At 55.4% G+C, this 24,162-nt stretch carries 16 protein-coding genes and 4 pseudogenes; all 20 read left to right on the forward strand.

Features of this window, described 5'->3' with window-relative positions; all coding sequences use genetic code 11:
* Nucleotides 1-165, forward strand: a pseudogene (locus tag ACESQ2_RS27890) (type VI secretion system contractile sheath large subunit); the annotation flags it as partial.
* A gap of 20 nt (nucleotides 166-185) precedes the next feature.
* Nucleotides 186-1,526 carry a type VI secretion system baseplate subunit TssK gene (gene tssK / locus ACESQ2_RS27895; protein ID WP_275050842.1) on the forward strand — a complete coding sequence of 447 codons (1,341 nt, stop codon included), beginning with the start codon at nucleotides 186-188 and terminating at the stop codon, nucleotides 1,524-1,526.
* The gene (tssL, locus tag ACESQ2_RS27900; RefSeq protein ID WP_373171578.1) at nucleotides 1,523-2,212 is read left to right on the forward strand and encodes a type VI secretion system protein TssL, short form; all 690 of its coding nucleotides are present in this window, start codon (nucleotides 1,523-1,525) and stop codon (nucleotides 2,210-2,212) included. The genes tssK and tssL overlap by 4 nt, the downstream gene beginning before the upstream one ends.
* Nucleotides 2,209-3,921 carry an OmpA family protein gene (locus tag ACESQ2_RS27905; protein WP_373171579.1) on the forward strand — a complete coding sequence of 571 codons (1,713 nt, stop codon included), beginning with the start codon at nucleotides 2,209-2,211 and terminating at the stop codon, nucleotides 3,919-3,921. The genes tssL and ACESQ2_RS27905 overlap by 4 nt, the downstream gene beginning before the upstream one ends.
* A 4-nt stretch (nucleotides 3,922-3,925) precedes the next feature.
* On the forward strand, nucleotides 3,926-4,417 hold the full coding sequence (locus ACESQ2_RS27910; RefSeq protein WP_046878523.1) for an Hcp family type VI secretion system effector: 492 nt from the start codon (nucleotides 3,926-3,928) through the stop codon (nucleotides 4,415-4,417).
* A 286-nt stretch (nucleotides 4,418-4,703) separates the two neighbouring features.
* Nucleotides 4,704-5,012, forward strand: a pseudogene (locus ACESQ2_RS27915) (Clp protease); the annotation flags it as partial.
* A 32-nt stretch (nucleotides 5,013-5,044) separates the two neighbouring features.
* Nucleotides 5,045-7,540 (forward strand): type VI secretion system Vgr family protein, encoded by a 2,496-nt coding sequence (locus ACESQ2_RS27920; RefSeq protein WP_049070077.1) that lies wholly within the window; start codon nucleotides 5,045-5,047, stop codon nucleotides 7,538-7,540.
* Nucleotide 7,541: 1 nt separating this feature from the next.
* A complete protein-coding gene (locus tag ACESQ2_RS27925) occupies nucleotides 7,542-8,591 on the forward strand; it encodes a hypothetical protein (protein ID WP_046878520.1) in 1,050 nt (349 codons plus the stop codon).
* Complete coding sequence (locus ACESQ2_RS27930) at nucleotides 8,581-10,515, forward strand: hypothetical protein (protein WP_373171580.1); 1,935 nt, start codon at nucleotides 8,581-8,583, stop codon at nucleotides 10,513-10,515. Before ACESQ2_RS27925 ends, ACESQ2_RS27930 begins: the two co-directional genes overlap by 11 nt.
* 89 nt (nucleotides 10,516-10,604) lie before the next feature.
* On the forward strand, nucleotides 10,605-10,868 hold the full coding sequence (locus ACESQ2_RS27935; protein ID WP_049070080.1) for a PAAR domain-containing protein: 264 nt from the start codon (nucleotides 10,605-10,607) through the stop codon (nucleotides 10,866-10,868).
* The gene (locus ACESQ2_RS27940) at nucleotides 10,868-12,298 is read left to right on the forward strand and encodes a hypothetical protein (protein WP_046878518.1); all 1,431 of its coding nucleotides are present in this window, start codon (nucleotides 10,868-10,870) and stop codon (nucleotides 12,296-12,298) included. Before ACESQ2_RS27935 ends, ACESQ2_RS27940 begins: the two co-directional genes overlap by 1 nt.
* Before the next feature lie 5 nt (nucleotides 12,299-12,303).
* Nucleotides 12,304-15,708: an ImcF-related family protein gene (locus ACESQ2_RS27945; protein ID WP_373171581.1), complete on the forward strand. Its 3,405-nt coding sequence runs from the start codon at nucleotides 12,304-12,306 to the stop codon at nucleotides 15,706-15,708.
* Nucleotides 15,709-15,997: 289 nt separating this feature from the next.
* Nucleotides 15,998-16,183: pseudogene (locus ACESQ2_RS27950) on the forward strand (type VI secretion system protein TssA); the annotation flags it as partial.
* Between the two features lie 27 nt (nucleotides 16,184-16,210).
* Nucleotides 16,211-16,480: pseudogene (locus tag ACESQ2_RS27955) on the forward strand (PAAR domain-containing protein); the annotation flags it as partial.
* A gap of 108 nt (nucleotides 16,481-16,588) precedes the next feature.
* The gene (gene tssF / locus ACESQ2_RS27960; RefSeq protein WP_373171582.1) at nucleotides 16,589-18,343 is read left to right on the forward strand and encodes a type VI secretion system baseplate subunit TssF; all 1,755 of its coding nucleotides are present in this window, start codon (nucleotides 16,589-16,591) and stop codon (nucleotides 18,341-18,343) included.
* On the forward strand, nucleotides 18,307-19,392 hold the full coding sequence (tssG, locus tag ACESQ2_RS27965; RefSeq protein ID WP_368768601.1) for a type VI secretion system baseplate subunit TssG: 1,086 nt from the start codon (nucleotides 18,307-18,309) through the stop codon (nucleotides 19,390-19,392). Before tssF ends, tssG begins: the two co-directional genes overlap by 37 nt.
* Entirely contained in the window at nucleotides 19,370-19,915 is a 546-nt protein-coding gene (tssJ, locus tag ACESQ2_RS27970) for a type VI secretion system lipoprotein TssJ (RefSeq protein WP_038423150.1), read from the forward strand. The genes tssG and tssJ overlap by 23 nt, the downstream gene beginning before the upstream one ends.
* A 502-nt stretch (nucleotides 19,916-20,417) precedes the next feature.
* Nucleotides 20,418-21,506: an ABC transporter substrate-binding protein gene (locus tag ACESQ2_RS27975; RefSeq protein ID WP_004851647.1), complete on the forward strand. Its 1,089-nt coding sequence runs from the start codon at nucleotides 20,418-20,420 to the stop codon at nucleotides 21,504-21,506.
* Between the two features lie 71 nt (nucleotides 21,507-21,577).
* Nucleotides 21,578-23,347: an iron ABC transporter permease gene (locus ACESQ2_RS27980; RefSeq protein WP_049070088.1), complete on the forward strand. Its 1,770-nt coding sequence runs from the start codon at nucleotides 21,578-21,580 to the stop codon at nucleotides 23,345-23,347.
* Nucleotides 23,340-24,162 (forward strand): ABC transporter ATP-binding protein (locus ACESQ2_RS27985; protein WP_373171583.1); only part of this gene is annotated, 823 nt, incomplete at its 3' end. The genes ACESQ2_RS27980 and ACESQ2_RS27985, both read left to right, overlap by 8 nt.

The following is a 24,162-nucleotide window of genomic DNA, read 5'->3' on the forward strand; positions in this document are numbered from 1 at the left end:
GAGCTGCAGGCCTCACACCCGCTGCGCGACGCGAAGGTGGTGGTGGAAGATATCGAGGACAATCCGGGCTTCTTCCGGGTGAAGCTGTACGCGGTGCCGCACTTCCAGGTGGAAGGGATGGACGTGAACCTGTCTCTGGTCAGCCAGATGCCAAAGGCGAAATAATAAGCTAAGGCAGAAAGCCAATGAAAACGGAACAACCGTTATGGGGCAGGGGCGTTATGGTCTCTCCCCAGCACTTCCAGCAGCAGGCCGCGTATTCAGCCTGGTCTGCGGAATGTATCGCCCGACTCGGGCTTTCTCATCCCTGGGGGATGATCGATGCCACATTCGAATCGGATGCACTGAAACTGGGCCGCCTGCAGGCCCGTCATCTGCATATCCGTTTCCCCGACGGGACATTAATCGATACGGATAACGCTGACGATTTGCCACCGGTACTGGCGCTTGAGAATGAATCGCAGCACGTGGTGGTGGTACTGGCCCTTCCGCTGCTGCGGGCGAACGGCGGCAACTGCCTGAAACCCGATGAGGTGGCTGAGCGTCCTGTTCGCTATCGGCAGCGCTGGCGGGATGTCCGCAACGCCTTTGGGGAAGATACCCGCCAGATTGCGGTGATGCGCCCGGAGCTGACGCTGCGTTTCGCCCATCAGAATAACAGCGATTACCTGACCTGTCCGATCGCCCGCCTGCAGCAGGATTCGCAGAGGGCGTGGCAACTTGATGAGACGTTTCTTCCCCCGCTCCTGGCCATCCAGGGTAGCCGCTGGCTGATGACCCAACTGGAGCAACTGATGACCCAGTTGCGTACCCGCCTGAGCCGCCTGATGGATATGCGCAGGGAAAGCAACGAACGGATGGCGGATTTTGCCGTGGCCGATGTGTCCCTGTTCTGGTTGCTCAATGCTCTGAACAGCGCTGAGCCCGTGCTCGCACAGTTTCAGCGCCATCCGCAAAGCCCACCGGAGCGTCTGTATCCGGAGCTGGCCCGTCTGGCGGGCAGCCTGCTGACCTTCTCGCTGGAGCACCAGGTGAGTGCGATCCCGGTCTGGCAGCATGAGCAACTGAATAACGTTTTCCCGCCGCTGTTTGATTTACTGGGTGACCTGCTGGAAGCCAGCCTGCCGTCGCGGGTGGTGGCGATTGAACTTGAGCACGATGCCCGGCTGCACTTCTGGCAGGCCCGTCTGCACGATCCGCGTCTGCGTGAAGGGGCGGATTACTATCTCTCCGTGCGTTCGCGGATGTCGGCGGCACAGCTGCAGGAGCAGTTCCCGCGCCAGTGCAAGGTCGGCAGTCCCGATCATGTCAGAAGTATCGTCAACTCATCGCGGGTGGGCGTACCTCTCGCGCCATTGCGTCATGTACCGGCAGCCATTCCACTGCGTCTGGAAAACCAGTACTTCAGCCTGGATGTCTCTCACCCCCTGACCACCGAAATGCTCCAGAGCGGCACATGTATGTTTTACGTTCCGGGAATGCTCGGCGAGCCTGAACTTGAACTTTTTGCGGTACTGAGAACATGAGTGAGCGTAAACGCGGCGGCGCCGCGTTCATTGATATAGATGCCCTGCTTCAGGATACCTGGCTGCAGGTGATCAGCCTGCGTCACGGTCCGATATTCCAGGACGGGGAAGGGCTCACGCTTTGGGAACGCTGCATTACTGATGTCGAACGAGTCCAGCGTGAGCTGAAAGCGAGCGAACTTGATGAAGCTAGCTGTCAGCATATTCTCACGGCACAGTGTGCGCTGCTCGATGAGGCGGTCAAAGGTCGCGGTGTGGAGGACGATGCCTGCGTGCAGTGGTATGACATTCCCCTGCAGGGGCACTTCCTTGGCACTATGGACGCCGGTGACACGCTGTGCGATCGGATGCGCGATGTGCTGCGTGAACCGGCTCCTGACCACGCTGTTGTGACCTGCTTCCAGCGAGTCATGATGCTGGGTTTCCTCGGCAATTTCCGCTCTCTGAACGACCCTGAACGCCAGAAACTCATTAATGCACTTGGTGAATATGTCACGCCGTTCAGCTATCCACAAACCCATCCTGTCCTGGTGGAAAGCCGTGCCGGACGGGAAATGGGCGGCTGGCTGGCATCATGGCCCGTACGTATTGGCCTGAGCGTGGTGGTGGTCGCCGCACTCTGGTGGGGACTGGATCGCTGGCTGGATCAGATGCTGCAGACCCTGTTGCCGGGAGCGGTGAAATGAGCCCTGCGCAACAGCGCGGACTTGCGCTGTGGGCCGCCTTGCTAAGTACCGTGGTCTGCCTGGGTTTTCTGTCGGTCACCCGACTGGTGTCAGTACTCGTTCTGCTTACCGTTCTGGGGCTTATCATGGCGTGCTGGTATGTCGCCAGTCGTCGCGCGCGGCATGACGTCACCCTGCAACTGGATAACCTACCGGAAGCCACTTACCGTCAGCCCGTGGTGCTGGTCTGCGGCGATCTGCCGCTGGCCTGGCCGCATCAATCACCGGTACTCATCGTCCCGCAGGGATGCTGGATCCGCGTGGAGGATCATCAGGACCTGGAGCAGGTAGCCCGCCAGATACTGTGGCTGCGTCCTGACTGGGGACGTCAGCTGTCGGTAATGGTTTGTGTCTGTCCGCAGCAACACCCGGACAGCGAAGCTCTGACCAGTGGTCTGCTGACCCTGCGCTGGCGCATCAGCCAGCTGCGTAAAGAAACGGGTCATTCTGTGCCACTGATTCTGAATGGTCAGGTCGGCAGCGCGATGACGAATGACCTGTTCTGGCAGATGGCTCTCCCGGGTGAAGGGGTGAGGGTCTGGCGTGAATCTTCAGTTCCGGGCTCTGTCGCTGCATGGGTCACCGCCGGCGGAACGCCTGCGATGCAGCAGCAGGTGCTGATGAACAGCCTGATGAGCTGGTTCCATCAGCACGTCAAGGCTGTTTTTATGGATGAGAACCCCGATGTGCCGGTCATTGCCCCTGCCGCAGTGGTGTGGGGCATGAGACCAATCCTTGCCGGAAGCCTGACCACATCGGCCTGGACGGCGTGGTTGTCCCGTCACACCGCGATGCAACAGGTGACCGGCTGGCAGCCGGTGGGAACGGACAGTACGGTTATTTCCCCGTTGCCGGATTTTGTCCTGCCATTGCTGCCGGAAGGGCGAGGCCTGACGCCGCGTGACAAAGCCTTCCGCTGTGCGCTCGGGATCTTCACGCTGGCGACTATCGCTGCGCTGCTCAGCAGTGGCTGGAACAATCGCCAGCAGCTGCAACGCGTGAGCTTCGATATTACCCGTTACGACCGCATCTCTATGGATGACTACGGCCCGAAAGCCGACGCCGTTGCGGCCCTGCGCGAGGATGCGGCATTGCTGGACGACCATGCACGTAACGGCGTACCGGCCCGGCTGAGCCTGGGTTTGTATCAGGGCGGGCGTCTGCGCATGCCGGTGCTGGAAGCGATCCGCTCGTATGTGCCGCCGCCACTGCCGCCTGAACCACAGCCGAAACCCAAACCGGTAGCGAAAATTATCCGCCTCGACAGCATGTCGCTGTTCGACTCGGGCAAGTACAACCTCAAGCCAGGCTCCACCAAAATGCTGATCAATTCACTGGTGGGGGTTAAGGCCAGACCGGGCTGGCTGATTGTCGTGTCCGGGCATACCGATAACACCGGCAATCCGCAACTGAACCAGACGCTTTCTCAGAAACGTGCCGAAGCGGTGCGCGACTGGATGCGCGACACCGGCGACGTGCCGGAAAGCTGTTTTGCGGTGCAGGGCTATGGCGAAAGCCGTCCTGTCGCAACCAACGACACTCCGGAAGGGCGTACGCTCAACCGCCGTGTCGAAATCAGTCTGGTACCGCAGGCCAATGCCTGTCAGATACCCGGCAAATACCCGGCGTCATCGCAGGATGATGGCGCATCACAACACAATGGAGAGTAATTCCATGGCAATTCCTGTTTATCTTTGGCTGAAAGACGACGGCGGTGCGGACATTAAAGGATCTGTGGACGTTCAGGATCGCGAGGGCAGCATCGAAGTTGTCGCTCAGGAGCATAACCTGTACATCCCGACCGATAACAACACCGGCAAACTGACCGGCACCCGTATCCACACGCCGTTCCTGTTCACCAAGGAAATAGACTCGTCCAGCCCGTATCTGTACAAGGCGGTGACCACCGGTCAGACCCTCAAGTCTGCGGAATTCAAGTGGTACAAGATCAACGACGCGGGCCAGGAAGTGGAGTACTTCAACACCAGGCTTGAGAACGTGAAGGTGGTGAAAGTGAGCCCTGAAATGTACGACATCAAGGATCCTTCTAAAGAGAAGCACAACCATCTTGAGCGCGTAGAACTGCGTTACGAAAAAATCACCTGGACCTACAAAGACGGCAACATCATTCATTCCGATAGCTGGAACGAACGCGCCACCGCGTAATTGCCCGTCATACTTCGCGCCGCAGGTGCGTTGGCTACGTCCGCTCACCCCGGTTGCATAGTTATCTATGCTCCCGGGGATTCACGAACTTGCCGCCTGCCTGCAACACGAATTATTTAGGGCAATCGCCTGATGCGGGCGGGGTTTCCTGTCCAAAGTTTTTTGCTGAGAGCCTGATATGCGGGCACTCAGCAAAGAAAAATACAATCTGTCTGCCTGACCTTATGCGCTTTGGTGAACAGCGAGGGGCGGTAGCGTGTCCAGGAACTGACAAAGAGAGAGATTCATGGAAAATCCATCCAGCCTGTTGCGATGTCTGAACCCTTACTGTGCCCGTGCGATGGAAGGGGCGGCTTCGCTCTGTCAGACCCGCACCCATGCGAAAATTTTGCCGGGGCACTGGCTGCTGGCCTCGCTTGCCGGAGAACAGAGCATCCGCAGCGTTCATCTGCTGATGGCGCTGGGCGGGAAACCTAACCTGGCTCGCTGTGATGGGCTGTGGCCCTTACTGACGCTTGGCCAGAGCCAACTGGATGCGCAATCTGACGAGCGGCCGGATCTGCAGCCGGAAGTCGAACTGGCTCAGGGTATCGGACTGGAGTTTGACCTCACAGAAGGAGAGCACGCATGAGCAGTAATCCCCCGTTAAGATTCAGCCACAGCCATCATCTGCTTTCGGTGAAGGGCTGTGACGCAGGGCTTGACGTGCTGGCGTTTGAAGGCGATGAAGCCCTGAGCAAACCCTTCCGCTACCGTATTGAGTTCACCAGCGCTGACCATACCATCAGCAAAGAGATGATGCTGATGAAAGCGGCTTCCCTGACGCTGCAGGCCCCGGTTGACCAGGGCTACGGCATCAAAATCCAGCAGCCGGTGCGGGTGATTCAGGGAGTGGTGACGGGTTTTGAACGCCTTGGCACCTCAAAGGACGAAACCCGCTACGCCCTGACGCTTGAGCCGCGCCTGGCGCTGCTTGACCGTTCGCACCAGAACGCCATTTACCAGGATATGTCCGTCCCGCAGATTGTGGAGAAAATCCTGCGCGAGCGCCACGGCATGCGCGGCCAGGATTTTCTGTTTTCGCTCACCAGAGAGTATCCACGGCGTGAGCAGGTGATGCAGTACGGTGAGAACGACCTGCACTTTATCACCCGCCTGCTGGGTGAGGTCGGTATCTGGTTTCGCTTCACCACCGACACGCGGCTGAACATCGACGTGGTGGAGTTTTACGACAGCCAGCAGGGGTATGAAACAGGACTGACGCTGCCGTCGGTGCCGCCGTCCGGGCAGCATTCGCAGGGTGTGGACTCGGTGTGGAAGATGGAGAGCCATCATAGCGTGGTGCAGAAGCAGGTCAGCACCCGCGACTACAACTACCGGCAGGCCACGGAGGACATGAATACTCTGGTGGACGCGACCCGCGGGGATGCCACTACGTACGGTGATGCCTATCACTGGGCCGATAACTACCTGACGGCGGGAGCGTCCCATGACCGCAATCCGGCGCCGGAGTCCGGGGCGTTTTACGCCCGCATTCGTCACGAACGCTACCTGAATGGCCAGACGCAGACCCGGGCCTTCACCAGCTGTCCGACCCTCTCTCCGGGGATGCTGCTGAAAGTCACCGGCGGGGACGAAGTGGCCGAGGTGTTTGCGCAGGGCGTGGTTGTCACGGCGATGCACAGCCATGCCCGGCGTGATGAAGACTTTGGCGTCCGGTTTGACGGTATCCCGGACAGCCCGGATTTTAGTTTCCGCCCGGCGCCCGGCAGTCGTCCGGTGATGGCAGGCACCTTACCGGCCCGCGTCACCAGTACCACTGAAAATGACACCTACGGGCATATCGATAAGGACGGCCGCTACCGCGTCAACATGCTGTTTGACCGGGACTGCTGGGAGACCGGGTTCGAGAGCCTGTGGGTTCGTCAGTCCCGCCCCTACGCAGGAGATACTTACGGCCTGCACCTGCCGCTGCTCGCGGGCACCGAGGTGGCGATTGGTTTTGAGGACGGTAACCCGGACCGGCCGTACATCGCCGGGGTGCTGCACGACTCGGCGCACGGCGACCACGTCACCATCCGTAACTACAAACGTAACGTTCTGCGCACGCCGGCAAACAACAAAATCCGCCTCGACGACGAGCGCGGGAAAGAGCATATCAAGGTCAGCACGGAGTACGGCGGCAAGAGCCAGCTGAATCTCGGGCATCTGGTCGACAGCAAGAAACAACAGCGCGGGGAAGGTTTTGAGCTCAGGACGGACAGCTGGGGGGCTATCCGGGCGCAGAAAGGGATTTTTATCAGTGCTGACGGGCAGGCGAAGGCGCAGGGGCAGGTGCTGGATATGGAGCCGGCGCTCGCACGGCTTTCAGCAGCATTAGTGGAAATGGAATCCCTTGCTGCCAGCGCACAGCAGGCTCAGGCACTGGCTGCCGATGTTGACCGTCAGCAAAAACGCCTGAAGCAAAAAATCGAACAACTGCATGAGGAAGTGATTCTGGGCAGTGCGCCAAAAGGCATGGCACTGGTGAGCGGCGAAGATATGCAGCTATCAGCCAGTGATAATCTGACGCTGACGGCGGGTAAACAGCTGGATGTCGGTGTGCAGAAGGATTTTACGCTGGCGGCAGGAAAGCAACTCAGCCTGTACAGCCGTGAAGGGGCAAAACTGTTCAGCTCGCATAACGATATTGATATTCAGGCTCAGGGAGGGAATATCACCACCTGGTCGACACAGGATACGCATATATCAAGCGGCAAGAAACTGGTTGTTACTGCACAGGATGAACTGACGCTGGTCTGTGGTGGCGGCTATATCAAAATTAAGGGCGGAAATGTTGAAATTGGCGGTCCGGGTAAGCTGCTGATTAAGAATGCCGGCATTAAAAAGGCCGGTTCTGGCAGTATGCAGGGGGTGATGAAGTCGTTTGAGCCTTCAACATTTGATGAGAGATTTGTCATCAGAAATGCACTGACTAAAGAACCTATACCAGGTAAAGCGTACAAAATCACTATGCCAGATGGTTCTGTTGTTTCAGGTGTGACAGATGATTCTGGAGCGACGTCACTCAATTCATCTGATGTTATCGACAATATGATTATCAGCTTGGTTAAGGCGAATTAAGATGAGATGGAATCAGTCAGACAGAAAAGTGCTTACAATTATAGCCATTGTCGGTGTGCTCCTGTATGCCATTTATAAGGGCCTGCAGTTCCTGGCAGGTGCCAGTATGGGGGCCAGTTTTGGAGTGGGCCTGGGAGGAATGAGTGGCTCTCAAAAGGTTGAAGAGTCGCGGAAAGTTGAAACGGATGCTCCGCCACAAATTATTTATCGCATAGATAAAAATCGATACCTGACGCTGGAAAACTACATATCCTGTGATAAGGGTGGACAGGTATATTACAATGACTCTCAGCGGGGAATAAAAACACACCTGGGATGGGATATCGATTTTTATGATTTCTCCTATCGCCGAGGGAATAATTTAGCAGCTTATAAAGGTTCTGTTATTAATGGGGCAGATAATGGTTATCTTGCATTCCCTGGCGCATCTACCAGACAATATTGTGGTAGTGGAAGGTCAGAAACAGGTTGCCCTGTGTTTTTCTTCTTTTCAGCAGATCATGGGAACTCATTTATATATAAAATTGTAGCTATGGAATACAGCACCCCAGAACGTTTTAGTCAGCTTAAAGTAGTAGTGGCTAATGATGGTGTTTATCTAAGGGATGAATCTAAAACGGAGGATAGCTATTCTCGCCCTACAGGTCTCAATGACCTTAGCTCAGTGAATAAATTAAGGTTTTCTGACGGCAATTTAATCAGTGTTTATGATGACTGGCAGAAAAAAATTGATGAGTTAGTGAAAGAAGAACTGATAAGAAAAAAAATTCCCTATGCAAACGAGTATGGACCTAGATTTCGTATATTCGACTATCTCAGAACATTAACGCCACCGAAAACACATGAGGAAAGGAATTTAATGGCAAACGAATTGTCTGAAATCCAGATTAGGATTGAAGATGAAGTTTATAAAGATGGAATTAAATTTCCGAAGTTTTCAACGTCAAGTATTGATGTTAAATATCAATGCAATAAAAACATTAAAGCTAAAATCATCACATATACCAATGAGTCAAATGGGAAAAAGGAGGTGGTGAAAAATGAACAATAATTATGAGCCTGTTCGGGAACTTGAATGTAAGTTTGATGATAATGGGCATCCTTCCTGGCGTTCATTTCCCTCTCATAAAAATTGCCAAATCAGAGGTGGGTGTAATTTACCTCCACATTTGCCTGGGGTTATTATTCTTGTACATGGTGTTAACTCGACAGGAGAATGGTTTTCAATTGCTGAGGACAAAATTTGTGAAGGCCTGAATAAGAGACTTGGATTAAAAGGGACTGATTATAAACTAGTGGCTAATAAATATTTTTCTGATGAAAAAATAGAGATTGAACCTCTTATAGAAAGAGATTTGCCTGCGCCTAAGAAGGAAACCTCTCCAGTCATTCGCTTTTACTGGGGGTATGCTTCACCTAAAGGTAATGAAGATAAATATGTTATACCGTTAGCCAATAGAAAAGGCGTTGATTATCATCAGTTGAAAATGCAAGGTGTTTCTCATGAAAGTATTATGGCTCAGGGCCCATTTTTCTGGGGCGGTGGGCCATTCCAGAATGGTACAAATAATCTTCATTCTTTATGGAGCGAGAAGGGGTTTAAAGAGAGAGTCGCAGGTATCAAAGTCCAGTGGTTTAATGACGACAAAGATCGCCTTTTAACCAATGCCCCACCGCGAAAATACTATGCCCATGCAGCAAAACGCCTTGCAGACCTGGTTGACAGTATTCGTAATAAATATCCCAAAGATACAGTAACCATTATTTCTCACAGCCAGGGCACTATGGTTGCAATGGCTGCGGTAGCGATAGCGAAGAATGCACCTGATGCATTATTTGTACTTAACTCACCTTATGCACTGGATCATAATGACCTTAATGGCGCCTCGCTTCCAGCAGAGGAATGCATCTCTCCTGAAGGGCGACAGAGCACATTATCTGCGATCGTTGACAAGGTTGCCTCCAGAAAAAATCACCTGTCATCACTTGGATATGAAGGACTTTGCGTAGGTCAGACAGCGGATAAAAAGAACTGGCGACCTGATGTCACTCCTGCCGGTGAAAGTGGCAGCAGTGTTGCCGAACGAGATAACCACGGGCGTACCTATATTTACTTTTGTCCTCATGACCGGGTAATGGGGTCACGCCCGCTACGCTCAATTGGTTGGCAGGGATTACCCAATAATTCTCGAGGGCAGCCTCATCCTTTGCTGAAAAAGCATCAGGGACATTTATTTCAGCGTATGCTTGCCCGCAGCACTTCATGTGGTGATACTCCGAATCCCGTAACGCCTTTTGCAAAACTGCCGGATGGAAAACCTTTCTGGGATGATAAAGGCGACAGGTATCAAAGCAGTAGTTTCACTTATCCGGATCCTCCAGAATGGCAAACGGTTTTTATTAATGCCGAAAAGGTACCTGAACCTGTAGATGCTTCAAATTTGGCTGATTTTGATGTATCACGCGTTGGAGCGGAGCATGATGACAGGCAGATAGATGGTTGGGGGGAATTTAATCCGGATAAAAACCATAAAAACGATAATACTTATGACAACTATATCAACCTATATCCTAATCAGGATATTGTTACTGGATTTAAAAATGTGGGTACTGAATCTGAGCCCCGATTGGTACCTGTGAGCCGTAAGGAGACATTTGAAGAAAAGGATCTTCGGCTGAGAACTTATGTTTCTCAGCCGACGGATCATAGTACTCTTCCGATGCGTGCTGATTTCATGTCACAGGTAGTGGCATATGATTTACCGATTGGCTATTGCGATGCAACCTGGGATAAAGAATTTATGGCTGATTTACGGCGAAAAGCTGATTGGACGCAGGGTGAGGATCCTTATCTCTTCAGCGGAATACCTGACAACGTGCCTGAGCCTGATTTAATTAGTCGGGACACTGTTATTGATAAATTTGATAAAGAGCAAAGTAAGCTGCCAGCATATAGATCTGTAAATAAAGCATAAACACACTTCGGTAGGTTGTTTTTCAGTGAGTTTGCTAAATTTCAATGCTATATAGTCAGGCATTTATTTATAATTAAAGGGAAAAGCAAGTGGGGAAATTTGCTGTTGTTTTAGGGGATGCCACCTCGCATGGTGGCAAAGTCATATCAGTTTCATCCAGTTTCGATATATCCGGTAAAAATGCCGCACTTTTGAATGATACCGTCAGTTGCCCGGAACACGGTATAAATAAAATTATTGAATGCGATGTTTCTGCGTATGAAGAAAACGGGCGTGGAATTGTATTGCATGGCTGTAAAACTCAGTGCGGCGCGAATGTTATCGCGAGTATGCAGGATATGGAGGTTGGCTGATGGGATGGTCTCTGCCGGAGGTGCCTGAAAAAGAGCAGGCACCATCCTGGTCACCGTGGATCTGTCTGTTCATTATAATTCTCGGACTTTTCACTGGGCTGCTTGTTGCTGTACTGAAATCACCGGCGACAGGGTTACCTTCATTGAGCAGTGGCGCCTGGTTACCACTGACGACCTGGACATTTGCGGGCATTTCGGCAGCCATCGCGGTCTACACTTTCAGCCATGAAATGCTGGCAATTCGTGTCTGGAACTGGAATGAGTGGTGCCGGAACATGCGTCTGAAGTGGCGCTTACGTGCACAACAGCATCTTGTCATTCTCAGCCATGTTTTCATCACTGCCGATACGGGACTGTTAGCTCGTCTTGCACATACGCAGGAAGGAGAAAGTGCAGACACATCGCCTCTCACGATGTTGCCAGACGAACCACTTACGCCCGGTATTTCACGTTTTGAGCAGCTGCTTCGTCATCTCATTGCTCAGATAATGCCCTCGGTTCGGTGGCGATATCCTTCCGGCCCACTCCAGATTATTGTTCAGACCAACGGTAGCGACAAAGGCCGTGAATCTCAGTTATTCCATCGTATCTGGTCAGCAGGTTCCCCTCCCTGGAAAGCTGAGATTCATTTTCAGGACGCAGACTCATACTTTGATGACTGGAATCAGTTTATGGGACCAATAAAGCGGCCCGTCCTCATATTGGTGATGCACTATCGTCTACCCGATGATGTTGTGTCTGAATTTGCCAGCGCGTTATTTTTGATGCCACCATCGATGCTGAATCCGGGTGAACAAAAAAATGCGTTACGGATTTTTCGTGCGATGCCGCTCAACACCCGTATGCTTACAACGGAACTCAGTGAATTACGGGATATGGCCCTCACGCCTGCCAACAAGAAACACCTTGTCTGGCACAGCGGTCTGTCAGATGCGCCACGACAGTCAATGAGTCGGGTGCTGAATGACCTATCGGTCCCTCTGTATGATGGCATTGGCACTGGCGGGATCATTGATTACGACAGCGTATGCGTCCGGTATGGCGGTCTCGCTGACTGGGCAATGATTGGCGCTGCTGCTGAGATGGCGGCATATGGACCTAACTGCCAATGGCTTCTTCTCGAAGGTGAAGATGATGCCTGGGCAGTGACGCTCGGAAACTCCACCCCCGCAGTCGGGCATGATCATTTCGTTATTCAGCCACCCTTTCCCGGGGGGTCTGTTCTGATGGCATTACTGCTCAATGCTGGGCTGTACAGCCTGATGATCCGCTATTTCCCTTCAACCGCACTCTCCTTGTCAGGGATCTCTCTTCTTCTGCTGTCATTGATAGTGACATTGCCTGGGCTGACCATTTTGCTGAGACGAATTACAGCCCGTCTTCAGCGCCCGGAATTTATCCGGGTTGCACGACACTCCGGAAAGGAATAACCGGCATGAAAAAGGTTTCAAAACCACTGGGAACTGGGCTACTCATCGTAGCAGTCCTGCTGATGATACTCTTTATTTTTGCACAGACAGCGCAGTTGCCGTCCGGTAGTGGTGACGATAATTTCTGGTATGTGCTGGCAGGTTTCATTATCCTGACCGCCACATTATGCACCCTGGTATTTTTTACGTTGTCCAGGCAACAAAATCCCCCACCCGTTACGCCTGATGGTGAAAACAATCACAATGAAGAAAGAGCGTCGGATCAATATAATTTTTCAGCACTGAGCAGGCATCTCAGAAGACGGTACTCGTTCTTCTGGCGTCGCAAAGTCCGCCTGCTGCTGATCACCGGCGATGAAGCCGCAGTCGAACAGCTGGTTCCCGGCCTGCAACAGCAGCAGTGGCTCGAAGGCAACCGCACCGTGCTGATTTACGGCGGCAGCCTGGCATCGGAGCCTGACCGTGAAAAATACACCGCATTACGCAAACTGCGCCGCGGACGCCCGCTGGACGGGATTGTCCGTGTCATACCCCCGTCACTTAACCTGACCCCGCAAATCAGCGACAGCGATTTACGCGGGCTGGAAAAAATCAGCGAACTGCTGCGTTATTCCGCCCCGGTCTGGCTGTGGCAGCTGTGCGACAGCAACTGGTCGCAGGGTACGCGTCCTGAGCAGGCTGTAGGGGCAAGCTTTCCCCTGCGCGCAAAAGAAGACGATATTATCCGCCAGTTGGAGCGGATGCTGCCGGCCCTGCGGGCGCAGGGGGTAAGCCAGGTCGCTGAGAACAACAGCCACGACTTCCTGCTGCGTCTGGGCCAGCACCTCCAGGACGGCGGTATCGTCCGCCGGGCTCAGCAACTGCTGCCATGGCTCTACGACTCTCAGCAGCGCGTTCCGCTGCGTGGCCTGATGTTCAGCCTGCCGGAGAATACATCCGCCAGTACGTCAGCGGGAACAGCCGACGCTGAGCAATATATCCCTGAATTACAGCGCCATGCCCTGACCCTGCCGGCGACCTGGCAGGGTATCGTTAACGACTGCACCCGTGTGCGGGGCCGCCGTGTCGGCATGGCGTGGGAGAGGACGCTTGCCTGGACACTGATGACCATCATCGTTGTCTGGGGGGCGGGAATGCTGCTGTCGTTTACGGTCAATCGTCAGCAGATAGTCTCCGTCGCCGAACAGGCACATGCCCTGGTGGCGCATCCTTCCGTATCGGACAACCAGCTGACGGCCCTGCATACTCTGCGTAATGATGCCGGGCGTCTGCAGCATAATGCTCAGGAGGGCGCCCCCTGGTATCAGCGCTTCGGCCTGGACCATAACCAGCAGTTGCTCGACGCGATGCTCCCCTGGTACGGCGTGGCCAACAACCGCCTGATACGCGACCCGGCAAATGAGGCGCTTAAGCAAAAGCTCAGCGCGCTGGCAAATTCTGCACCCAACAGCGACCAGCGGGCGCAGCTGGCGAAACCGGGCTACGACCAGTTGAAAGCCTGGCTGATGATGGCCCGGCCGGATAAAGCCGACGGCGCATTCTACGCACAGACCATGAAAACCGTGCAGCCGACGCGGACAGGTATCTCAACCGGTCTGTGGCAGAGCCTGGCGCCGGATTTGTGGGCTTTTTACATTTCCGAACTGCCTGCGCAGCCAAAGTGGGTAATCACGCCGGATGCGCAGCTGATCAGCCAGAGCCGCCAGGTCCTGCTGCAGCAGATAGGACGGCGCAACGCGGAAAGCACGCTGTATGAGAACATGCTCAAATCCGTGCGTCGTAACTTTGCCGATGTGTCTCTGGAGGACATGACTGGCGGTACCGATGCGCGGCGACTGTTTACCACCGAGGAGGTGGTGCCGGGCATGTTTACCCGCCAGGCCTGGGAGGGGGGGATTCAGCAGGCCATCGAAAAGGCGGCGAACTCCCGCCGGGATGAAATCGACTGGGTGCTCAGCGACAGCCGAAAAGCCGTCTCCTCAGACCTGTCGCCGGAAGCCCTGAAAGCGCGTCTGACACAACGTTACTTCACTGACTTTACCGGCAGCTGGCTGAGCTTCCTCAACAGCCTGCAGCTTAATCCGGCGAACAATATTGCAGACGTTACCGACCAGCTGACGCTGATGAGTGACGTCCGCCAGTCGCCGCTGATTGCCCTGATGAATACGCTCGCCTGGCAGGGACAGACCGGCCAGCAAAGCGAAGGTCTTTCGGACTCCATCATCAAATCGGCCAAAGACCTCGTAGGCAGAAAGGACAAACCGATGATTGACCAGTCTGCCTCAGGCCCGCAGGGGCCGCTGGATGAAACCTTTGGCCCGCTGCTTCAACTGCTGGGCAAAAACAAAGGCAGCAACGTGATGTCGGCGGATAACACGCTGAGCCTGCAGACGTACCTGACCCGTATCACCCGCGTGCGGCTGCGCCTGCAACAGGTGGCCAGCGCTTCTGACCCGCAGGCGATGATGCAGACCCTGGCGCAGACCGTGTTCCAGGGCAAAAGCGTGGACCTTACCGACACCTGGCAGTACGGTAGCCTGATTTCGGCAAGCCTTGGCGAGGAGTGGAGCGGATTTGGCAGCACAATGTTTGTGCAGCCGCTGACCCAGGCCTGGGAGGCCGTGCTTCAGCCGTCGGCAGCCAGCCTGAATGATAAATGGAGCCGCTCGGTTGTCGCGAACTGGCAAACTGCCTTTGACGGTCGTTTCCCGTTTGCCGCCAGCAAAAGTGATGCCTCCCTGCCGATGCTGGCGGAGTTTGTGCGCAAGGACAGCGGGCGCATTGAGCGCTTCCTGACGACGGAGCTCAGCGGTGTGCTGCACAAGGAGGGCAGCCAGTGGGTGCCGGATAAGGTCAACAGCCAGGGGCTGAGCTTCAACCCGGCCTTCCTGCGGGCCATTAATCAGCTGAGCCAGCTGTCGGACATTCTGTTTACCGATGGCAATCAGAGCATTACCTTTGAGCTGCAGGCGCGTCCTGTGCCGCAGGTGGTGGAAACGCAGCTGACCATTGATGGGCAAAAGCTGCACTACTTTAACCAGATGGCTGACTGGCAGTCCATTCACTGGCCTGGCGACACTTACAAACCAGGAACCATGCTGACATGGACCACCGTTAATGCCGGTGCGCGTCTGTTTGGTGATTACAGCGGGACCTGGGGCTTTATTCGCTGGCTTGACCTGGGTAAGCGTCAGCAGCTTGACCGCAGCCAGTGGATGATGAGTTTCACCGCACCGGATGGCCGCACCCTGCAGTGGGTGCTGCGCTCACAGCTCGGCAGCGGGCCGCTGGCGTTACTGGCGCTGCGCGGCTTCACGTTGCCGGATCAGATATTCAGCGTCGACAGCGCGGCTACGGCTCAGGCGCTGATGACCAAAACGGAAGACAGTGATATCGACGGAACTGAATGATGGACACTCTGCAGGATCTGGTTACTGCCTGTCAGGCAGAATGAAAATCTGCTGCGACAGCAGGCGCAGGCACGCACGGAAAGCTGGCAGCCCTGGCTTGCCCCGGTCAGCGCTACCCGTCCGAGGGGAGAGGTGCCGGGATATGACGATGATTCCCAGCTCATCCGGGAGGAGGTCAATAAACTCTCCGGCATACGCCGCGGGCTGATCAGCGGGCATCCTCAAACGTCTGTACCTGCAATAGAGTTGGGTGGAAATACCGGAGCAGGCGACCGTATCTTTTCGCGTGGCGCTAACCCTCACGCAGTGGGTGCCGGCACTGCTGTTTGAAGTGAAATCGCGCCTCCTCAGACTGCTGCGCGTGAAAGCCGCACGTAGTGAAACCGATAAAACGCGGTTACAGCCAGAGATGGACCAGCTTCTGGCCGGTCTGATTGCGCTCGATCCGGCAGGCAGTGCGGTGCTTTGCGGTTGAATGGTTGATGAACTCAGGATGTGAAAAATGGCGAAAGGTTATTATCTGGTAAAGGGTGACATGACCACTTGTGGTGGAAAAATTCTTGGAGGTGATCCGACCGATACCGTCATGGGGATCCCTGTAGCCCGGGAGCAGGAGAATGTGACCTGCGGAAAACATGCTGGCACGTACAAAATAGTGGGACATATTCCGAACAATAATGCCAGTGGGCGGAAATATGCTGGTTCGCTACATAGCACCAGCAGTTGCCCCTGCGGCGCAAAATTTATCCCTTCCCGGCATGAACGTACTTATGGTGGCTAATGACAGCATCTGCCATCGTTATGTTTTTTAACCTTATGCTGAAGTTACTACAGGGCGCAGCTGTGCTCTGAATCCAACGGAAATAAAGCAAAAATAAATATGGACGACTTAACCCTGCGTTATTACGACGCTGAAATGCGCTACCTGCTGGAAGCCGGCGAAGAGTTTGCCCGCGCTCACCCCGAGCAGGCGGCAATGCTCAATCTCGATAAAGCGGGTGCGCGCGACCCGTACGTGGAGCGCCTGTTTGAGGGCTTTGCCTTCCTGATGGGGCGTCTTCGCGAGAAACTCGATGACGACCTGCCGGAACTGACCGAAGGGCTGGTCAGCCTGCTGTGGCCGCAATACCTGCGCACCATTCCGTCGATGTCGGTGGTGGAGTTCACGCCCGACTGGCGCGAGATGAAAGAGAAGATGCGTATCGTCAAAGGTTTCGAGGTCAATTCGCAGCCGATCGGCGAGAAGGGCACGCGCTGCCGGTACACCACCACCAAAGAAATCACCCTTCAGCCGCTGTCGCTGGAGCATGCCCGTCTGTCGACTGACCCTGACGGGCGTTCGGCCATCAACCTGCGCTTTAACTGCAGCCATCTCGCCGACTGGAGTCGTGCCGATCTCAGCCAGATCCCGTTCTACTTCAATGCTGACGCACCGCTGGCCTGCGCCATGCATGAAGCCTTTACTATGAATACTGCGCGCCTGTGGCTGCGGATGCCGGGTGACACGGACAGAAAGCCACTCGACGGGTATTTCACCGCGCTGGGATTCGGTGATGATGACGGGCTGTGGCCGAAGGACAGCAGCAGCTTTAGCGGCTACCAGTTGCTGCTGGAGTACTTCACCTTCCGCGAAAAATTCATGTTCACGGCTCTGCGCGGGCTGGAGACCGTAGTCTTTCCGGCTGAGCTCGCGTGGTTCGAAATCGACGTGGTGCTGGCCGAGCGCTGGGAGCATGACTTCAGCTTTACCGAAAAACATCTGCGCCTGAACTGTGTGCCGGTGATTAACCTGTTTCCGCTGGAATCTGACCCGCTGACGCTGAATTCACTGCAGACCGAATACATGCTGCGCCCGATGCGCGTGCAGGATGGCCATACCGAGATTTATGCTGTCGATTCGGTGATATCCTCAAGCCAGCATACCTATGTACCGTTCTCCAGTTTCCGCCACAAAGGCGGCATGATGCGCCATGAAGCGCCGGAGTATTACTACCACACCCGCGTGCGCCGCGGTCCGTCAGGACTGTATAACACCTGGCTTATCCTCGGCGGCGAAGCCTTTGATAATCACACGGTGCCGGAAAACGAAAGCCTGTCCCTCACGCTCACCGGTACCAATGGCCAGCTGCCGCGACGCGCATTACAAAGCACCGTGCTGGATACGGTGATGAAAAGCACCTCGGCCAGCGTCGCCGTGCGTAACCTGTGTGCGCCGACGCTGCCCTGCTATCCCCCGGCACAGGACCGTTTTCACTGGCGCGTGCTGAGCCACCTCGGCAGCGGGTTTCTGTCGATGATGGATAATGCCGACGTGCTGCGCGGCACCCTGGCGCTGTATGAATGGACCGACAGCGAGATGAACCGCCGTCGCCTGGAAGCCATTATTGACGTGAAGCACAGTGAGACCGGGCGATTTGAGCAGGGCTACCTGGTACGCGGCGTGCAGATTGAGGTGACGCTCGACAGCCACGACTTTGCCGGGCGCGGCGACATCTGCCTGTTCGGCGAGATGCTGAGCCGCTTCTTCGCGCTCTATACAGACATCTATCTGTTTAACCGCCTGATTATTATTCTGCAACCGACCGGAGAGCGCCTGGAATGGGAAGAGAAGCACAACCGCCGCATTCCCGGCTGAGCCCGCGGCTGGCAGCCGACCTGCACCGCATGAATTTTTATCGCTTCTGCCAGCTTCTGGAGAAGCGTAATCCGGACAGGCCGCTGATGGGGTCAACCAGCCACCCTGCTGATGACCCGGTGCGGTTTGCGCCGCATCCGGGGATGGGGTTTCCGGGCAGCGAACTGAAAGCCGTCGAATATGACAAGGATGATGACAGCAGGCCACCGCGCATCCGCACAACCTTTATGGGGATGTACGGTGTTGACTCACCCCTGCCGACAGCCTGGCTCGATGACATCACTCAGTGCCGTGAAGGGCATGAGGTGCTACAGGGCTTTCTGGATATTTTCAGCCACCGCATCCTGACGCAGTTTTACCGCATCTGGCGGAAATACTCTTATCCGGCCACGTTTGAGGCAGGGGGAACTGACAGCATTTCGCAGTCGCTGCTGGGTCTGGTGGGGCTGGGCATACCGGGAACCGCAAACCACATCGCCACACCGGTATCCCGCTTTCTGGCGCTGCTCGGTGTGCTGCGCCAACCCGGCAAAACCCAGGAGGGGATGCAGGCGCTGGTGAGACTGCTGGCCCCGGATACTACGGTGCAGGTGAGTCCGTACTGCCTGCGGCCGGTGGAGATCGGCCAGCCGCTGGGTTTTTACGGCGATGACGATTTTCTGCTGGACGGCAATACGCCGCTGGGGGAAGAAGCGATGGATGCGGGCAGTCAACTGCTGGTTGCGCTCAGGACGGATAACGAACAGGAAGCGCAGGGCTGGAAACCGGATGGTCTGCTGTATCAGGATTTTCTGGTGATGCTGCGTGTTTATCTCGGCTGGCGTTTTAAGGCCAGGATCACCCTGACCACCCGGACCCGACTGCTGGCCGTCCCGCCGCTCGGCGAAGAACCTTTCTGGCTCGGCATGAACGGCGTGCTGGGAGCGGAGGAGGGGGCGTTTGCGGACGATCTCCCGCTGACCTTTACGACAGAACTGGGTTACTACACCGGGCTGGCGCCTGCGAAACCACAACAAGGAAATCGACGTGCTAAGTACAAATTTGATTAAACCCGCGTGCTGGCTATCTGCACTACTGGCGTTCAGCCTGGCAGGCTGTGGGGTGACGCAGAGTATTACGGATGGCACCAAAGCGGTGTATACGGCGGTGTTTTATAAGAAGATTAAGGTGCTGCATCTGGATTTTATAGCCCGTGAAGCACTGAATACGGATTCCCGCGAGAGTAACTCACTGTCTGAGCCGGTGGTGGTTCGTGTCTACCAGTTGAAAGACCGCAAAAACTTCGACAAAACGGTTTATCAGCAACTCCTCAAGAACGGCGACACGATCCTGAAAGCCGACCTGCTGGCGACCCGCGACGTGGTGATAAAGCCGGGTGGGGATGCGAATCTTGATATGCCAATGGAAGAAGGCGCGCAGTTTGTCGCGGTGGCCGGACTGTTCCGCCATCCGGATATGGTCAACAATACCTGGAAGCAGGTTCTCAGACGTGAAGATCTCGATCCGGATAAACCCCGTGTTCTGGAAGCCGGAAATAACCACCTTGCATTACAGCCGCTGAAGGAGGACTAATGCCACAGGGACACAACCCCCCCTCGCTGTATGAAATGCTAAGTGGTAATCCCGCCAGCCAGCAATGACATCAAGGACATAGCGGAGATAGCTTTCTGGCTACATAGGCCTGGTTCCATTTTAAATTCAGGAGAATGGCGAGTTCATTTGATGAAATGCCTTTTCATTACGTTATTTAACAGCTCAATTGTAAGGCCGATCGCAAAATTTACCCTGATGGCAATATCCATAAGCTCGATTGATGTTCGCCCGGCGCCAGCGGGTGTTATTTTTGTGTGTAAGAAAACGCAATACTGAGGGGGTAAGAAACAGAAAAACTTAATCTTTTCTTAATATTTCCGCCCAACAACCTTTATCTCTTTAGCCGCGCCCCACGAATCTTCTTTTAAATTACGCCAGCGTCACAAAAGCCGTAAAAAAACAAACCCCGGCGTTGCAAGGCTCTGGCGTCCCGCTATATGTTAAATTTAAGTTTAATAATTGATATCTAAAGGTTGATTTTATGTATATGAAAATTAGTGGGTTAGTGATTTCACTGACGGCAGCTATCTCCGGACAGGTCCTTGCCGCAGTTCCTCAGGGCTATCCGGCGGATTATCAAAAGGTGGTGGATGCCGGGATTAAAGAAGGCAAAGTGGTTATCTATTCAACGACCGATACCAAGGCCGCAGGCCCGTTAATTAAAGGGTTTGAAGCGCAATATCCCGGCATTAAAGTTGAATATAACGATATGAACAGCACCGAATTGTACAACCGCTATATCAGCGAACAGGCGGCGGGCGGCGGCAGCGGCGACGTGGTCTGGAGCTCTTCCATGGATACGGCGCTGAAGCTCGCCACCGATTACGCCGAAGAGTACGCCTCGCCGGAGCGGGATAAGCTGCCAAAATGGGCGGTCTGGCAACAGAAAGCCTACGGCACGACCTACGAGCCGGTGGTCTTTATCTACAATAAGCGGCTGATCCCTCAGGGCGAAGTACCGGACTCGCATACCGCGCTGGCGAAGCTGATCGCCGGCCAGGCCGATAAATTCAAAGGTAAGGTCACGACTTATGACATTGAAAAATCGGGTCTGGGTTTTATGCTGGCGGTACAGGACAGCAAAGCCGATGCCAGCTACTTTGACGATCTGGCGGGCATAGCGAAAGGCGGCCTGACCGTGCAATCGTCCACCGGTACGATGATGGAGCGCGTCTCCTCCGGGGAAAACCTGATTGGCTACAATATTCTCGGATCCTACGCGGAGGCGCGGGCCAAAAACGATCCTTCGCTCGGCATCTCCTATCCGAAAGATTATGTACTGGTGCTCTCGCGGGTCTCTTTTATTACCGCAGAAGCCGAGCACCTTAATGCCGCGAAGCTGTGGTTTGATTACGTGCTGTCGGAAAAGGGACAAAGCATCCTGGCGAACCAGGCCGATATTCCCTCCCTGCGCAATGATATCGAAGGTAAAAATGATATCGACGGTATGACCAAAATGCTCGGTAGCGCGCTGAAGCCTATTCCGGTCGATGAAACGCTGCTGGCGTATCTTGAGCCGAAACAACGACTGGAGTTTATCAAACAGTGGCGCACCGCCGCGGCGAAATAACCCTCCGGCGCTGCGCATCATTTCAGGATGCGCAGCCCGCTTAACGCCCGCCAGGTTTAAAGGGATCGCTTATGAATGTCTTACGTCGAAAATGGCAGGGTTTGCCGCGCGGTATCGTCGTCGTGATGACGGCGCTGGCGATTTATGTCCCGCTGTTATTTATCGTGGTGCAGAGCTTTCTCTCGGCGCCTTTTTTTGCCCGTACGAAATCGTTCAGCCTCGAAGCCTTCGCTTTCATCTTTAGCGACCCGGATTTTTATCTGGCGCTCAAGTCCGGCTTTATTCTGGCGTTTGGTCTGGTGGCGATTGCCATCCCCCTCGGCGGGATCCTCGCCTTTTTAATGGTACGTACCGATTTGCCCGGGCGGCGGTTTATCGAGCCGCTGATTCTGGTACCGATTTTCGTTTCGCCGATGGTACTGGGCTTTGGTTACGTGGTGGCGGCCGGGCCGGTGGGCTTCTTTTCGCAGTGGGCCGAGCAGCTGATCGGCTTCGTGCCGTGGAATATTTACTCGATGTTCAGCATCGTGGTAATTGCCGGGCTGACGCACGTTCCGCATGCCTATCTCTATATCTCTTCCGCGCTGCGCAGCGTCGGATCGGATGTCGAGGAGGCCGCGCGGACGGTGGGCGCATCGCCGCTGCAGGTGATGACCTCGGTGAGCCTGCCGATGGTGCGACCGTCGATACTCTACGCCTGCGTACTGCTGTTTTTCCTCGGCCTGGAGGTATTTGGCCTGATGCTGGTGCTGGGCGATCCGGAAGGCAACATGGTGCTGGCGACCTATCTCTATAAGCTCACCAACAAGCTCGGTACGCCTTCTTATCACCTGATGGCGGCGGTGGCGGTAGTCCTGATCTGCATCACCGTTCCGCTGGTGATGCTCCAGCGCCGCCTGATGCGTACCGCCAACCGCTTTGTCACCATGAAGGGAAAAGCGTCCCAGGCCCGCGCGCTGCCGCTGGGGAAGTGGCGCTGGGTCGCCGGGGTTGTGGTGGTGGCATGGCTGACGGTCACCATTGGGGTGCCGCTGATCGGCGTGGCGCTGCGGGCCTTTATTTCAAACTGGGGTGTGGGCGTTTCGCTGTGGGATGAACTCTCGCTGGCGACGTTCCGTAACATCTGGCAGCAGCCGAATCTGCTACGCGCCATCGTTAACTCTATGGCGATTGGGGTGATTGGCGGCGCGCTGGCGGTGGTCTGCTATCTGTTCGTGGGCATCGCGATGCACCGCAAACCGGATAACGTCACGCGCTTTCTGGACTATAGCGTGCTGGTGCCGCGCGCGGTGCCGGGGCTGCTGGCCGGGCTGGCGTTTCTGTGGGTATTTCTGTTTCTGCCGATGTGGCTCGATCAGTCGCTGAAAAACGGCTGGCTCTCGGCGCTGCCGGCGGCAGACTGGCTGCGTGAACATCTGATCGTTCAGCTGCGCGCGCTGCGTAACACCATTTTTAGCGTCTGGCTGGCCTATACCGTCGTATGGATGGCTTACGGGCTGCGGCTCATCTCCTCGACGCTGCTGCAGGTAGCGCCGGAGCTGGAGGAGGCCGCACGCAGTACCGGCGCATCGCGCGGGCAGATCACCCGCCACGTCACGGTTCCGCTGTCTCGTTACGGCTTAATCGGCTCCTGGCTGCTGATGTTTCTTATCTTCGAGCGCGAATATTCCACCGGGGTTTATCTGCTCTCTCCGGGCACCGAAACCATCGGTTCGATGCTGGTGTCGCTGTGGGCGGCGGGGGCTATCGATATCGTTGCCGCGCTCTCCTTTATTAATATTCTGCTGGTGGTCGTGGGCCTGGGTATCGCCCTGCGCTTTGGAGTGAAATTACATGATTGAATTATCGGTAGAAAACCTGCATCTGACCTACGGTGATAACCCGGTGCTCAAGGGCGTGTCAATGGAACTGAAGCGGGGTGAGGTGGTCTCGCTGCTCGGGCCATCGGGCAGTGGAAAAACCACGCTGCTGCGGGCGGTAGCCGGGCTGGAGAAGCCGACCAGCGGCATTATCACTATTGGTAAAACCCGCGTCTATGACGGCAACCCGCGTAGCGAAATCCCGGCGGAGGCGCGCAACCTGGGGCTGGTATTTCAGTCCTACGCGCTGTGGCCGCATAAAACGGTGTTTGAAAACGTGGCGTATCCGCTGAAGCTGCGTAAGGTTGCCGCCGCGGAGATCAAGCAGCGGGTGCAGACCGTGCTTGAACAGCTGGGTCTGGGGCATCTTGGCAATCGCCATCCGCACCAGCTCTCCGGAGGGCAGCAGCAGCGCGTGGCCATCGGCCGGGCGCTGGTTTACAACCCGCCGGTGATTCTGCTGGATGAGCCGCTGTCGAACCTTGACGCCAAGCTGCGGGAAGAGGCGCGGGTCTTTTTGCGCGAGCTGATCGTCAAGCTGGGGCTGTCGGCGCTGATGGTCACGCACGATCAGAACGAGGCGATGGCGATTTCCGATCGCATTCTGCTGCTCAATAACGGGGTGATCGAGCAGCAGGGAACGCCGCAGGAGATGTACGGTAGCCCGAGAACGCTATTTGCCGCCGAGTTTATGGGCAGCAATAACCGGCTGCATGGCACCGTCACCGCTCTGGATAATGGTCGGGCGCGAATTGAGGGCGCCAGCTGGGCGCTGTGGGGGATGGTCGGGGAGGGGG

It is taken from the genome of Klebsiella sp. Q11 (genome assembly GCF_964241505.1).
Taxonomy (GTDB): domain Bacteria; phylum Pseudomonadota; class Gammaproteobacteria; order Enterobacterales; family Enterobacteriaceae; genus Klebsiella; species Klebsiella michiganensis.